At 37.8% G+C, this 14,534-nt stretch carries 12 protein-coding genes; 6 read left to right on the top strand and 6 right to left on the bottom strand.

What is annotated here, in order from left to right; translation table 11 throughout:
- The first annotated feature begins 25 nt into the window (after nt 1–25).
- Nucleotides 26–1,315, top strand: coding sequence for a nucleotide sugar dehydrogenase (locus ACRD7B_RS05405; RefSeq protein WP_430823458.1), 1,290 nt, complete (start codon nt 26–28; stop codon nt 1,313–1,315).
- A 215-nt stretch (nt 1,316–1,530) separates the two neighbouring features.
- Here ACRD7B_RS05405 and ACRD7B_RS05400 read toward each other — a convergent pair whose 3' ends face one another.
- Both ACRD7B_RS05400 and dxs read right to left on the bottom strand, forming a co-directional pair.
- Nucleotides 1,531–2,163 (bottom strand): T9SS type A sorting domain-containing protein, encoded by a 633-nt coding sequence (locus ACRD7B_RS05400; RefSeq protein ID WP_430823457.1) that lies wholly within the window; start codon nt 2,161–2,163, stop codon nt 1,531–1,533.
- 653 nt (nt 2,164–2,816) lie between these two features.
- Nucleotides 2,817–4,721, bottom strand: coding sequence for a 1-deoxy-D-xylulose-5-phosphate synthase (gene dxs, locus ACRD7B_RS05395; protein WP_430823456.1), 1,905 nt, complete (start codon nt 4,719–4,721; stop codon nt 2,817–2,819).
- 300 nt (nt 4,722–5,021) lie between these two features.
- Between dxs and ACRD7B_RS05390 the strand changes: the two genes are divergently transcribed.
- From ACRD7B_RS05390 to ACRD7B_RS05375, 4 genes are all read left to right on the top strand, one after another.
- Nucleotides 5,022–6,032, top strand: coding sequence for an OmpA family protein (locus ACRD7B_RS05390; protein ID WP_430823455.1), 1,011 nt, complete (start codon nt 5,022–5,024; stop codon nt 6,030–6,032).
- Nucleotides 6,033–6,179: 147 nt separating this feature from the next.
- On the top strand, nt 6,180–7,061 hold the full coding sequence (locus ACRD7B_RS05385; RefSeq protein ID WP_430823454.1) for a radical SAM/SPASM domain-containing protein: 882 nt from the start codon (nt 6,180–6,182) through the stop codon (nt 7,059–7,061).
- Nucleotides 7,062–7,249: 188 nt separating this feature from the next.
- Nucleotides 7,250–9,079 carry an ATP-binding protein gene (locus ACRD7B_RS05380; RefSeq protein WP_430823453.1) on the top strand — a complete coding sequence of 610 codons (1,830 nt, stop codon included), beginning with the start codon at nt 7,250–7,252 and terminating at the stop codon, nt 9,077–9,079.
- A 24-nt stretch (nt 9,080–9,103) separates the two neighbouring features.
- Nucleotides 9,104–9,901 carry a BtpA/SgcQ family protein gene (locus ACRD7B_RS05375; protein ID WP_430823452.1) on the top strand — a complete coding sequence of 266 codons (798 nt, stop codon included), beginning with the start codon at nt 9,104–9,106 and terminating at the stop codon, nt 9,899–9,901.
- Here ACRD7B_RS05375 and ACRD7B_RS05370 read toward each other — a convergent pair.
- Genes ACRD7B_RS05370 through ACRD7B_RS05360 form a run of 3 tightly spaced genes read right to left on the bottom strand, consistent with a single transcriptional unit; the run spans nt 9,870 to nt 11,602 of the window.
- Complete coding sequence (locus ACRD7B_RS05370) at nt 9,870–10,148, bottom strand: hypothetical protein (protein WP_430823451.1); 279 nt, start codon at nt 10,146–10,148, stop codon at nt 9,870–9,872. The two genes, ACRD7B_RS05375 and ACRD7B_RS05370, sit on opposite strands and share 32 nt — an antisense overlap.
- Nucleotides 10,149–10,185: 37 nt before the next feature.
- Complete coding sequence (locus ACRD7B_RS05365) at nt 10,186–11,187, bottom strand: NAD-dependent epimerase/dehydratase family protein (RefSeq protein WP_430823450.1); 1,002 nt, start codon at nt 11,185–11,187, stop codon at nt 10,186–10,188.
- Nucleotides 11,188–11,197: 10 nt separating this feature from the next.
- Complete coding sequence (locus ACRD7B_RS05360; protein WP_430823449.1) at nt 11,198–11,602, bottom strand: OsmC family protein; 405 nt, start codon at nt 11,600–11,602, stop codon at nt 11,198–11,200.
- Between the two features lie 796 nt (nt 11,603–12,398).
- Between ACRD7B_RS05360 and ACRD7B_RS05355 the strand changes: the two genes are divergently transcribed.
- Nucleotides 12,399–13,004, top strand: a complete 606-nt coding sequence (locus tag ACRD7B_RS05355; protein WP_430823448.1) for a riboflavin synthase — start codon at nt 12,399–12,401, stop codon at nt 13,002–13,004.
- A 698-nt stretch (nt 13,005–13,702) separates the two neighbouring features.
- Here ACRD7B_RS05355 and ACRD7B_RS05350 read toward each other — a convergent pair.
- The gene (locus ACRD7B_RS05350) at nt 13,703–14,530 is read right to left on the bottom strand and encodes a purine-nucleoside phosphorylase (protein ID WP_430823447.1); all 828 of its coding nucleotides are present in this window, start codon (nt 14,528–14,530) and stop codon (nt 13,703–13,705) included.
- Nucleotides 14,531–14,534 lie beyond the last annotated feature (4 nt).

Below are 14,534 nucleotides of genomic sequence, written 5' to 3'. Positions count from 1 at the left end.
GCCTAACAATCTATAATAAATAGCTATGCTTAAGGAATTATTATCAAAAAAGAAGAAGTTATCAGTCGTTGGACTGGGATATGTTGGATTACCAATTGCATTGGAATTTGCGCGTAAAATGTCCGTTATTGGATTTGATATTAAGGAAGATCGTGTTGAAATGATGCGTAATGGCATCGATCCAAGTGCTGAGTTGGAAAGTTCGGCTTTTGAGGGTTGTGATATCAAGTATACCAGTAATCCGGAAGATTTAAAAGAAGCTGATTTTCATGTTGTGGCGGTGCCTACGCCAATCAATATGCATAATTTACCAGACTTAACACCGCTTTTGGGAGCAACGCGTGCTGTTGGTAAAATTCTTAAAAAAGGTGATTATGTGGTTTTCGAATCAACCGTGTATCCAGGATGTACTGAGGAGGATTGTGTGCCGATTCTTGAAGCTGAATCGGGATTGAAATTCAACGAAGATTTTAAAATTGGTTATAGTCCAGAGCGTATAAACCCAGGAGATAAGGAACATACACTTACTAAGATATTAAAGATTGTATCTGGTAGCGATGAGGAATCGGCCAAAGTTATTGAGGAGGTATATGCAAGTATTATTACAGCAGGTATTTACAAAGCAAGTACAATAAAAGTGGCTGAAGCTGCTAAGATCATTGAGAATACCCAACGCGATGTAAACATTGCTTTGATGAACGAATTGTCATTGATATTCGATCGCATGAATATCAATACCTTTGAAGTATTGGAGGCAGCTGGTACCAAGTGGAATTTCTTGAAGTTCTTCCCCGGCTTAGTTGGCGGTCACTGTATCGGGGTCGATCCTTATTACTTGACTTATAAGGCCAATGAGTTAGGGTATCATTCAAAGATAATTACTGGCGGAAGATTCATTAATGACTCAATGGGTAGCCATGTTGCCAAAACAGTAGTTAAGAAAATGATTTCGGATGGTAACAAGATTAATGGCGCCAAGGTGCTAGTGATGGGTGCTACTTTCAAAGAGAATGTGAGTGATATTCGAAATTCAAAGGTAACCGATGTTATTAATGAGCTAAAATCTTTTAGTATCGATGTGGATGTTGTTGATCCGCATGCCTCGTCGGAGGAATTAATGCATGAATATGGGTTTGGATTAATTGACAAAATTACCGAGAAGTATAATGCAGTGATTGTTGCCGTTAATCATTCTGACTATGTCAATTTGGATGAAGCATACTTTAAATCAATATTGGTAGATAATGGTGTTTTCATTGATATTAAAGGAATATATCGCGATAAAATTAAAGACCTAACATATTGGAGTTTGTAAAATTAATAGAGTTTTATCTAGAGAAAGTGTGGTCTGAATACCGAGCTCGCCGAGGTATGTAGAAGTATTTCTTTTGTAAGCAATGTCGAATGCTGTAATCGATATAGTTGCTCCGATTAGATATTATAACAAAAAAAGCGGTGTTTCAAATCTTTGAAACGCCGCTTATTCGTTCTTTTAAGGTTTGCTGTTGCTCACCTTGGTCACTATCTTCACTACTTGTTGAATTCATATCTGTACAATTCTTTTCCTGATTTAATTAATACTGAATACTCTCCTACTGGTAATCTGCTAATGTCAAAAATTCCTGAATAGCTTGATTCGCGTGGTAAGCTTGAGTTGAAGATTTCATTTCCTCTCATGTCGTCAATGCTAATTGAAAATAAGCTATTGTCAAAATTCAAGTGACTTAGGTAAATGTTATCACCTTCTTTTCTGAAGAAAGGGCTTAATCTTGCTGACTCAGTCTCTTCTTTTTCAATAGAGGGCTTTAAAGATTCTTCCGTCAACACTAAAGTGCTATTTTCAACTCTAAACGTTTCAGTGGCTTTTGAGCCTTTTGAAACAATCACTACACTATAGTTTCCATTTTTGAAACTGTTAAGATCAAATAACTTCTGGAAAGCTGAAGTGTTCTTGATGTTTGGACTTGAGTATAGCTCAGTTCCTTCTTCGTCAATTACTTTAACTCTAAAGTTACTCAATTCAGAGTTGTGGGCTGATACCACTGCATAGTTTGTTTTAAGGTAAGAGTTAATTGAAACTGTACCTTTTGCGCTTAAACTAGCGGAACAAAATGCTATCGCTGCGATAGCTAGAAACCCTTTCAATACGTTTACTTTTTTCATCGTAAATTTTATTTAAAATGTATAATTAATTTGCGACCCCCTCTTTTGTGTGGGGTACGATGCAAACATAGACACTTTATTTTAATTACGCATTAAAAAATAGGGGGCATTTTGTTAAAATATTGTTAAAATAAATTTTAGTAGCTAAAAAATGGGGGTTGGATTAGTTAAAAGTTAGTTTTTTGTGTTTTCGACCTTGGTTTTTTAGGGGTGTGATTTTGAAAATCCGATTTTGAGTGTTTCTTTCGGATAAATATAGGGGTTGACTTTTTTGTGGCTGAAATTAGCCTGGGAAAAGTTGTGTTAAAAAGCTTTCCATGGTGTTAAAAAGCACTTAGTTTGTTAAGCTTGGGTTAGCTTGAAGAGGGAATGTTAGGTTTGCTGTTAATGTTTTTATTAAAAAACAACTATTAAGCAATTCGTGTTTATTCGTGCAGATTGATGGGGAAAGTAATTGGATATACAAAAATCCCCCACGAATAATCACAAATTCCCACTAATAAATAGTGCTTAGCCAATCTTAAATTTAAAGATGTTGAGAATGGTAAGGTGAACTTACAAGTATGCACCTGATGGAGCTATGCTTAAAGCTTCAGTTCATGGTTGTCAATCAGGGTTGAAAATTTTGGCATGTTTGTAATTAGTGGAGTTCTCTACCCAAGCATCTCAACAATGCTATTCTCAATACCTTCTTTGTCGTAGCCACACAGTCCAAATAATTCGGTTTGCGTACCATGTTCGATGTATTTGTCAGGAATGCCTAGGCGCTTCACTTTTGCCTGGTAGCCATTATCAACCATAAACTCTATTACAGCACTTCCCATGCCTCCTACAATGGTGCCGTCTTCGATGGTTATCACCTTTTTGTGTTGTGCGAAAATTTCATGAAGCATCTTTTCGTCCAGAGGTTTTACAAAACGCAAGTCGTAATGTGCTATCGAGTATTCCTGTTTTTCGAGCTTTCTAATTACTTGTTGTGCTTTAACACCTATTGGTCCAATCGTAATTATGGCAAGATCATTCCCTTCCTTCAAACATCTGCCAGTTCCCACTTCAATTTCTTCCATTGGCTGTTGCCAGTCGATGATTGATCCATTGCCGCGCGGATAGCGTATTGAAAATGGGCCTTTGTTAGGTAATTGCGCTGTGTACATTAAGTTACGCAACTCCATTTCATCCATAGGCGATGAAATAATCAGATTGGGAATGCCTCGGAAAAATGAAAGGTCATATGCCCCATGATGAGTTGCCCCATCAGCGCCCACTAAACCGCCTCTATCCAAACAAAACACAACATTCAGATTCTGCAAAGCTACATCGTGAATGACTTGATCGAATGAACGTTGCATAAATGAGGAGTAGATGTTACAAAAAGGCGTATAGCCAGCAATGGCCATGCCAGCGGAAAAAGTAACAGCGTGTTGCTCAGCTATTCCCACATCAAATGCTCTGTCTGGTATTTTCTCCATCATAATGTTTAAACTGCATCCTGATGGCATGGCTGGCGTAATCCCAACTATTTTTTCATTTTTCTCAGCTAGTTCAACAATGGTATGTCCAAATACATCCTGAAATTTAGGAGGCTTTGGTGTAGATGAACTAGTTGAAAGTTTTTGACCAGTTTCTTTATTGAATTTGTCACCAACAGCATGCCACGCCGTTTGGTTTTCTTCGGCTAACTTAAATCCTTTACCTTTTTTGGTAATTACGTGTAATACTTTTGGACCTGGTATTTTTTTAATATCGTCCAGAACACGACGCAAATGATGTATGTCGTGTCCGTCAACAGGGCCGAAATAACGAATATTAAGTCCTTCAAATATATTAGTCTGCTTAGTGAGCAGGTTTTTTAATGAGTTGTTAAGTTTGGTAATCATTTCCTTTGAGCGTGGCCCAGCCAGTTTCATTTTTTCCAAAGCCTTAAAAGCTTCGTGGCGGAAACGATTGTAGGTGTGCGACGTTGCAATGTCAACCAGATATTCACTAAAACCACCAACAGCAGGGTCAATGGCCATATTGTTATCATTCAAGATAACTGTCATATTAGATTTGAGAGTCGACATGTTATTTAAACCCTCAAAAGCCATTCCGGCTGTCATGGCACCATCTCCAATTACAGCTACAACTTGCTTGTCGTCTTCACCGTCCATTGAGGCAGCTGCTGCCATTCCCAAAGCTGCAGATATGGAAGTAGATGAATGGCCTACGCCAAAAGCATCGTATTCGCTTTCAAAAATATTAGGAAAGCCACTTATGCCCTTGTATTTACGATTGGTGTGAAAATTATCGCGCCGTCCAGTTAATATTTTATGTCCGTAGGCTTGGTGTCCAACGTCCCAGATGATTTTGTCATAGGGCGCATTAAAAACATAGTGAAGTGCCACCGATAATTCGACTACGCCTAAGCTGGCTCCAAAATGTCCCGGATTGCAGGATAGGGCGTCAATAATGAAATCTCTTAATTCATCACAAACCTGCGGCAAATCTTCTGCTGCAACTTTCTTTAGATCATCAGGAGAATTGATTTTATCTAGAAATCGGCTAGTGCCTTCGCTCATTTTTAATTCTGTGCTTAATTGCTGTGTGCAATAATTATTGATTGAGGCACAAATATAATAAGATTGCAAATACCATCGAATAAAATTATGCTTTAAGCTTAGGGGTGTTTGTAATTAATTACTTGTAATGCAGGAAAGAGTGATCAATCGTTTGTTATTTAAATACGATTTGAATTATTTTCTCGTTTGAAAAGTGTAGTATTTGGCTTTTTTTTCATCTTTGAATGATTAAATTTTAGACACATGAAACGAGCCATGAGAGAAGTTCCATGTGACCATTAAGAAATAAATTTTAGACACATGAAACAGATTATTGGATTGTTGGTTTTTGCAATGCTTATTGGAGCTTGTGTTCCACTGAAGCAATTTGAGGAATTAAGTGAGCGAAATGGATTGGTGGAGGATGAAATTGAAATGCTGCGTGCTGAAAATGATGCCTTAAAAGTAAAATCTAATGAATATGAGTCGGATCTTGAAAGAGCTAAAAAGAAAGTTGATGCTCTGGTTTCTGATACCCTAAGTTTATCAAAACGCTTGCGTCGTCAGCAATTTCAATACGAGGATTTAAATGCTAGTTATACCGAACTACTTAAAGGCGTTAAGTCAACAGGAGCGGGTAATGGAAAGAACAAAGAATTACTCGTGTATTTGCAAAAATTGCAGGATGACCTGTTGAAACGAGAAGATGCCTTGTTAAAATCAGAGGAGGAATTAAATAATCAGAAAAGGGAGCTTCGAGCGGCTATTGAAGAATTGGAAGCATCAAAAGCGAAAATGCTGAGCCAAAATAAGCGTTTGCAGGAATTGGAAACAGCGCTTAGTCAGAAAGATGAAGCTATGCTGGCTCTGCGAAAAAGTGTGAGCGATGCATTGATGGGCTTCTCAAGTGATGAATTAAAGGTGCATATGAAAAATGGTAAGGTGTATGTTTCGCTGGAGGAAAAATTATTGTTTTCATCAGGTAGTTACGAGGTGAATGCGCAAGGAGTTTCTGCATTAAAAGAAATTGCAACCGTACTTGAGGAAAATAAAAGTATTAATGTGATTGTGGAAGGACATACCGATAATATTCCATATAAAAGTGCAGTACTGAAAGATAACTGGGACCTTAGTGTAAAACGCGCTACTTCTGTAGTTCGTATCTTGCTTGATAACAGCTCAATTGATCCAATTCGAATTTCGGCTGCTGGTAAAGGTGAATTTCTGCCCTTGAAAAAAGGGAACAGTGCTAACGAATTGAGATCGAACAGAAGAACAGAAATTATTTTGACACCTAAAATGGATGAAGTTTTAAATCTATTGGATATATAATCGCAGATGCAATGGAGGTCGTTTGTTCTTGAAGCCAATGCCATTCTTAAAGTATTAACTATTCGGCGAATTGTTAATGCTATAAGGGTTGTTTGTTTCTACGTTTTATCGCGGATTACAGGGAAGATCTATCTTGGGTACAAACCTATGGCAGTATCTATTGAGCCTACCAGTATTTGTAACCTTAAATGTCCGGAGTGCCCAACTGGAGCTGGGGTTTTGAATCGCCCACGAGGGCAGATGGAATTAAAACAATACGAGGTATTACTTGGCCAGCTTGGGCCACAATTAATGTACTTGAATTTATATGTGCAGGGCGAACCAATGATGCATCCACAGTTTGCCGAGATGGTATTGTTGGCTCGAAAGCAAGGATATTACACTTCCTGTTCTACGAATGGCCATTTTTTAAGCTCTGGTGTAGCCGAGAAGTTGGTTGAGGCTGATATGACGCGATTAATTTTTTCTGTTGATGGCTTAACACAAGATAGTTATCAGAAATATCGTGTGGGTGGTGATTTAAGTAAAGTTATTGATAGCATAAAAAATGTTGTTGAAGCCAAGAGGCGAAAGAAGCGACGGTTTCCGATAGTTGTAATGCAGTTTTTAGTGTTTGAACATAACGAACATGAGTTGGATGGTATTCGACAATTGGCAAAGAGCTTAGATGTTGATAAGCTAGAACTGAAATCAGCGCAATTCAATTCCTTTGCCCAAGGAGGTGTTAAACCACCTGTGAATAATAGCTTGAATCGCTATGTGGAAGGGCAGTCGAAAGTTGTAAAAGGTAGCTTGCGTAATCATTGCTGGCGACAATGGCATTCTGCAGTGATTACTTGGAATGGAGCGCTTAGTCCATGTTGTTTTGATAAGGATGCAACTCATGCATTTGGTAATGTTTTCGACACAGACTTTCAAACCCTAAATAAATCTGAAATTAGTTTTGATTTTAAGGATTTGATAATCAATGATAAAAAAGCCATTGCAATGTGTTTGAATTGTACTGAAGGTCGTTCTTTTTTGCCTTGAAAATTCTTTTGCTAATTTTGTGGGCAAATAGCCTGTTTTGCATATTTATATCGGCGGTGATTTGTAGGGGAAATAATATGTCTTTTTTTAAATCAAAAAATAGTAAAACAGCAATAATTAATTAACTTTAGCGAGGTAAGTTTAACCACCTGTTATGGTATCACACACATAAGACCTTATTCGATAATATGAGATTAGTTTCTGAATCAAGGTTGTTGAGAAAAATAGATGTGTTTTTTCGTAGGCGACTAGGTCCTTCCTCGTTACCTTCTGGGGACGGTTTGCACTATTGGCGCGAACGTATTTTTCATTATTTCTCAATAGGTGTGATGTTTATCGGTTTGGTCGTCTATCTTTATTTAGGCCTAACGTTTCTACAAGAAAAAGAATACGCTTACGGAATCTTTTCAACATTTGTATTCTTATCTGCTATTTTCGCAACCTCAGTTCGTAGTTTGCCATTTAAGTTTAGAGTTGGATGGGTGTTGTTTCTCATCTACCTAATTGGCTTATATCTTTTATTGGATACCAATAATTCACCGCTTGGATACGCATTTTTACTATCCTATACTATCATGTCTGGAATATTGGCGGGGCAGCGCAGTGCGTTGAGGTCAATGTTTGCAGTTGTTTTTACATTAATTGGAGTAGGGGCTGTACTTTACATGCCTAGTATTGAGATTATATTCAAACCGGTTGTTGATTTTTCAACGTATGCGCAGTTGGCAACAGTATTTTTAATCATCAATTTATTAACGCTAATGCCTTTAAATAGTTTATTGAAAGGCATGCTGTTTAGTTTGCAAAAAGAACAACGCTTTAGAAAACTTTTGCGCAGGGAGCATGAGAATTTAAGTTTGGCCAAGCGAAAGGCGGAAGAAAGCGACCGATTGAAAACTTCCTTTTTATCAAATATGTCGCATGAGATTCGTACGCCGATGAATGCGATTCTTGGTTTTTCAAATTTGTTATCACATCCTGAAATAGAGTCGAATGAAAAAGAGGAGTTTGTTAATTTGATAAAGATTAACGGTAAAAACCTTTTGACTTTAGTTGAAGATATAATTGATATTTCGAAACTGGACAGTGGTCAGCTGCAAATCAAAAATGCGCCATGTCCATTACACGATGTCATGACTGATGTGTATGATTCGTTTGCTGAGGATATTAAACGCCGAGGGCTTTTTAACCTAAAGTTATATCTCAAAGAAGGGGTAAGTGATGAAAGTGCTTTGATTCTTACCGATGAGCATCGTTTGCGTCAGATTTTAGTTAACCTCATTGGGAACGCAGTTAAGTTTACCGAACGGGGATTTGTTGAGTTTGGTTATACACAGGAAGATGATCAATTTCTTCAGTTTTATGTGAAAGATACTGGTATAGGTTTGCCACATGGAAAAGAGAACGAGATTTTTGAGCGTTTCTCAAAGTTCAATAATGACAAACAGCGTCTGTACGGCGGAACTGGTATTGGTTTGTCTATTGCTAAGCACCTGGTTAACTTGATGGGTGGTGAAATTTGGGTTGAATCAGAACCACTGGTTGGAACGGTGTTCTATTTTACCTTGCCATATCATCGATTAGCAAAACAAGCTTTGGCTGAGGAAGAGAAACAAGCTCCTGTAAAAGATTTCAATTGGGAAGGAAAGACTTTCTTGGTTGCCGAAGATGAGGAGGATAATTTCCGATACATTGAAGTGGCTTTGGCTTTGTCAAATGCTAGTCTTATTTGGGCCCGCGATGGTCAAGAGGCTGTTGATGTGTTTAAGAAAGTAAGTAACATTGATTTGGTTTTGATGGACATAAAAATGCCATTGATGGATGGCTATACGGCTACTCGTGAAATAAAAAATATAAGCAAGGGAGTACCTGTTATTGCTCAAACCGCTTATGCCCTATCGGAGGAAAAAGAAAAATCGCGTGAGGCTGGATGTGATGACTACATTGCAAAACCAATCGGTTACGAAGATTTATTGACTACAATTAATCGCTTTGTACCTGGAGACGGTAAAGCGTAATCCTGATATTTAAAGATTACTCAAATGGATTTATTTGATAAAAATAAATGGATTATTGCTATGGTGCATGTTGGTGCGCTTCCAGGCACACCAAATAATCGTTTATCTATTTCAGATATTGTAGCTAATGCACTGGCTGATGCTGATGTTTATGTGGAGGCTGGTGTTGATGCAATAATGATTGAGAACATGCATGATGTTCCATATTTAAATGGGAATGTAGGTCCTGAAATTGTTGCCTCAATGACAGTTGTTGCCAATCAATTACGAGCCATGTACAATTTGCCCATTGGTATTCAAATTTTGGCAGGTGCTAATAAGGAGGCTTTAGCTGTTGCCAAAGCTTGTAATTTAGATTTTATAAGAGCAGAAGGATTTGTTTTTTCGCACATTGCCGACGAAGGCCTAATGAATGCTTGTGCCGGCGAGTTGATGCGCTATCGGAAAATGATAGATGCCACGAATGTAAAAGTACTTGCTGATATAAAAAAGAAACATTCATCACATGCCATTACTTCGGATGTTAGTTTATTGGAATCAGCAGAGGCAGCCAGCTTTTTCTTAAGTGACGGGGTTATTATTACAGGGGCTTCAACTGGATGTGAGGTTGATGAGAATGAATTGGTAGAGTTGGGCATGAATAAAAATTTCCCGATTATACTTGGCTCTGGTATTACAAAGGAAAATATTTCAAACTACTGGCATAAGGCAAATGCTTTCATTGTGGGTTCTCATTTTAAAATGGATGGAAAATGGGAGAAGGAAGTTGATGCAAAGCGAGTGTCTGAATTTATGGATGAGGTAAATCGTTTGAGGCAATAATATGATTGTAATACCCGACAAGTCTATCTTTAAATTTCTCCGCAAATGGCATCCCTCTTTTCTTCAAGTAATCCTCCAATCCTTTCGCATCATTTAAATACAAGAAATAATAAAAAGTGGAATATTTAATTCCGAAACCTTTCCCAAGGCCACAACTTTCTATAATTTTACTTTGATCTTCCTTTGGCATCTCTTCCCCTTTAGGGTACTCCTCCTCCAGCTCACGCTTTGATTCTTCATTGTACAAAATTACCCTAACTTAACAACCTCATCTGTTCTGAGTTTTATTCCTTCAAATACTTAGCAGTATTCTCAATCGAATCCTGAATAGATATGTATTTAAAAGGCATGTATGCCTGTAATTTTGCGTCAGAATAAAAAGACTTATGCTGAGATGTGCGCGCCGTTTCCTTTGTCAAACGCGGCTCTTTACGAGTAATATAATAACGAAGACGTTCAATTCGCCAGGCCAAACTAACCATCCACCTTACAGCTTTTACTTTTGGTGCTTTCACATTTAAGGCCCCAGCTGCCATAGCCATAAATTTCTTATAAGCTATATTTTCGGCGTTAATCACGTAACGTTCGTTTACAACATCACTATTCGCCAATGCGATCATTACCTTTACCACATCACGCACACCAACAAACCCTGTTGCTCCGGCTGTATAAAATCGCACACCATTCATCACCGACTTAAAAAGTTGTCCTGTACTTCGTTCCAAACCAACAGGACCAAGTATTACTGATGGGTTTACTACCACAGCATTAAGCCCCTCCTTAGTGCCTCGCCAAACCTCCATTTCGGCTCTGAATTTACTTTGCGAATACACCGAATGATTATCATCATTTTGCCAAAAAGTAGATTCATCAATCACCTCTCCTTCAAGTGGCTTACCCAAGGTAGCTATCGAACTCACAAAACAAAAACGAGGTACATTTAACTCTATGCAGGCGTTAACGAGATTTGCTGTCCCTTCCACATTGGTCGAAAACATCTCCATGGCATCACTTGGCTTAAATGAAACCATAGCCGCACAGTGGTATACTTTCGATACGCCAAGCAAGGCATCCTTTAAACTGAAATAATTCAACAAGTCACCTTCGAACCACTCAATTTTCTGGAACAGGTCCGAACTATCTTCCTGGTAAAACTCAAAAACTTTCTTTAATTCATCAATGCAACTATTGGCTCTGCGCAAGGCACGCACCTGCTGCCCATCTTTCACTAACTGAAAGAGTAAATGCGAACCAACCAATCCTGTACCCCCCGTAACTAATATCATTTAATACGACTTACCAATTAAATTTAATGCTTTGTTTCAAGTCAGGATGAACACTCAATGGCACCGGACTTGTTCCTGCCACACTTTCAATCAAATCCTTCTCAGCCTGAGAATAAGTTTTTTTAGGAAAGTTAAATTCAATAATAACTTCGGATACACGACGAGGCGCATCGGCCATTATTTTAGTAATATCCAATTCTGTGCCCACTATATCAATCCCATTATCCATGGCTTTGATGCCCATAATCGTCATGATGCAATTACCCAATGCAGTAGCCAGTAAATCGGTTGGAGAAAAAGCCTCTCCTTTTCCACGGTTATCGCAAGGTGCATCAGTAATTATTTTGGAGCCTGATTGAAGGTGAATATTTTCGGTGCGCAAGTCACCCAAATAGGTCGTTTTAACGGTTGCCATAGTTATACCTTTTTAGTTATTCGAAAAATACGAATTAAAATTCAACCACGTTGTGGTTGTTTTAATAATTCTTTATTATTCCCCTTGCACTCCGTACAAGGCTATTAGCTTCGCTGATCTTCGATTCATTTTAAATCCTTTCAGGATTCCTTCCAGAAAAACCACGAATGTGGTTTAATTTGATTAAGCTCGGATGAAATCCGGGGTTAATTAATGATTTGGATAATGAATCCAAAAGGGATTCAACTTTTTTTGGTTAAAAGCAATTTCCCTGAAAGTGGATTTGAAATCAAAATTCTACAGTAATATTAACTTGCCCTTTCAGGGCGAATGAACCCACCAAATCCTAAGCTCAGGCAATGCCTGAGGCTTAAATAAATTGGGCTTTAAGCCCGAAAACTATTAGCAATAGACAAACATATCATTTCACGCAATTACCCTGAAAAGGCAAGTAAACCAAGTTCCTCAAAACTTTAGGCGATACCTGAGACTAAAAATAATCTGAGCCTGCGCCCCGAAAACAACTGGCTATGGATAAATATATCATTTCATGCACCTGCCCTGAAAGGGCTACTTAATTCAACTTCATGCAACGCATGAAGATTAAACCAATACAAACCAGACTTGCGCCCTGTAAGGGCAAATAAAGTCACCTCTCATAAATAACGAACCCGTCGATGTACTTAAAGAAATACGTGCAAACAATACTTTTTTAACTTTGTCATTTATTAAATGCTTTTTTTCGGTTAATTTAGCCGCACAAGATTTTGATGATACTAACATAAAGGACTATAAAATGTTTTCAGGCATAGTTGAAGAAGCGGCCACAGTTGTTGGTCTTGAACAAGAAAAAGGAAATCTCCACCTTACTTTGGAATGCACATTTACCGATGAGTTAAAAATTGACCAGAGCATTGCTCACAATGGCGTTTGCTTAACGGTGGTGAAAAAAGAAGGTCGTACATACACAGTTACTGCCATTAAGGAAACCCTTGAGAAATCGAACCTTGGATTATTGCAGATTGGCGATAAGGTAAACCTTGAGCGCAGCATGATCTTAAACGGCCGCCTGGACGGGCACATTGTACAAGGGCATGTTGACCAAACGGCCAAGTGTATTGATGTAAAAGAAGCTGACGGCAGTTGGTATTTTACTTTTCAATATGTAATCGACAAGGAAAAAGCATCGCAGGGCTACATGACGGTTGAAAAAGGATCGGCCACAGTAAATGGTGTAAGCCTAACTGTTGTGGATAGCAAGGACGATCAGTTCTCAGTAGCTATTATTCCTTACACATACGACTTCACCAACTTCCACCAGATAAAAGTTGGTTCAACCATCAACATCGAGTTCGACATATTAGGGAAATACATCAGCCGAATAATGGCCTTGCAGAACTAGTAAAAGAAAATTAAGCTATATAAGAGAATGAACTGAAGCCATGTGCTTTGGTTCATTTTTTTTATACCTGGATTAAATACCAGATGTATCAACAAAGCTCTAGTTTTATACGAAAACAAGAAATAAGGAATAATAAAGCTCCAGCAATAAACAATCCTTGTTAATCGATTATAGACATGTAAGCATCTTATAAATAATTACAATCTCTTTTGCACAAATACATCAACTTTTTATTAATAGATGAAATCTAATTAATATTATTACTTCCTTAATTAGAACAAATTGCATCTGATAGTTATAAACATATTATTAATCTCAAAATTAATATTCTAATTTCATAAATTACATATCTTATTTTAATATGTAGCTTTCTTTTTATTAAAAACACTACTCCAAATTATTAATAGATTCTTACTTCTTTAATTAAGATTACTGCATTTTATAAATAGTAAATGATTATTTCTTTTAGATATTCAATAAGGCTTTTTAGATAACATTTTCTTCAATAAGACTAGTCTTTTTAGGATAAGATTAGTATAATCTTACATTAGATAATCCATATCTATTATAAGATTAATGCTTTTACCTATTAGAATAGCATTATCCTAGAAGAGTATAAATATTACATATAAAAATGGTGCCTGTACTTACAAAAATACAGGCACCATTTTCTATATTATATCAATTAAAGGCAAATGTTACAAGTGCTCACAGACTTGCTTAAACAATTGGATTAAATCAACTTCGGCAATGGCAGCTACGTCTAAAATCTCCTTTAAACTGACCGGATGTAGATTATCCGGATCACATTCGTCGGTTAATACTGAAATTGCCGCACAAGGCAAGCCCATGTGATTGGCCACAATCACCTCTGGCACGGTTGACATGCCCACGGCATCGGCTCCCATATTTCGCAACCAACGGTATTCGGCACGAGTTTCCAAGTTTGGCCCAGGCACTGCCACATATACTCCTTGATGAAGTGTGATGTTATTTTTATTAGCCGTAGAAATTAAAAGCTGATTCAGCGTTTTATCATAGGGCTGACTCATATCCGGGAAACGTGGCCCCAAATCATTCATATTAGATCCGGTTAATGGATTTTCTGGCTGAAGATTAATATGATCGTCGATCAGCATGACACTACCCTTTTTATAATCGAGGTTAACAGCTCCGGCCGCATTTGAAATCAAAAGCTGCTGTACACCCAGGAGCTTCATCACTCGAATAGGCAAGGTTATTTGTTGCATGCTATACCCTTCGTAGTAATGAAAACGGCCCTGCATCGCCAATACTTTTTTACCACCCAGCACTCCATAAATCAAACGCCCCTTGTGCGACTCCACCGTCGACACCGGAAAATTTGGAATGTCGGAATAATCCACAATTGCGATGATATCAATCTCATCGACTAATTTACCCAAGCCGGTGCCAAGTATAATGCCTACCTGTGCTTGTTCCACTCCTTTTGCCTTAATATACTCGGCAGAGGCCTTTATTTGTTCGTAAGTAATTTCTTTATGCATGTCT

Source organism: Carboxylicivirga fragile, assembly GCF_050589805.1.
GTDB lineage: Bacteria > Bacteroidota > Bacteroidia > Bacteroidales > Marinilabiliaceae > Carboxylicivirga > Carboxylicivirga fragile.
The sequence above is the reverse complement of the archived record's forward strand: the minus strand, read 5'-3'. Positions and strand labels throughout refer to the sequence as shown.